Origin of the sequence: Burkholderia sp. SIMBA_062 (assembly GCF_046534765.1) — a bacterium.
In the GTDB taxonomy this organism is placed as follows: Bacteria; Pseudomonadota; Gammaproteobacteria; order Burkholderiales; family Burkholderiaceae; genus Burkholderia; species Burkholderia ambifaria.
In genome coordinates this window covers 1-241 of record NZ_JAWRYD010000552.1, presented here as the reverse complement: position 1 = coordinate 241, position 241 = coordinate 1, and the positions used below count along the sequence as shown (strand labels likewise).

Here is a 241-nt window from a genome sequence, read left to right as displayed (position 1 = left end):
CACAGAAAAGCATCTTACGGATGGCATGACAGTAAGAGAATTATGCAGTGCTGCCATAACCATGAGTGATAACACTGCGGCCAACTTACTTCTGACAACGATCGGAGGACCGAAGGAGCTAACCGCTTTTTTGCACAACATGGGGGATCATGTAACTCGCCTTGATCGTTGGGAACCGGAGCTGAATGAAGCCATACCAAACGACGAGCGTGACACCACGATGCCTGCAGCAATGGCAACA

1 protein-coding gene is annotated in these 241 nt (G+C 49.8%); it reads left to right on the top strand.

The genetic code is table 11. The features are described 5' to 3' along the window. Positions 1–241 (top strand): serine hydrolase (locus tag SB786_RS37415; RefSeq protein WP_410731739.1); only part of this gene is annotated, 241 nt, incomplete at both ends.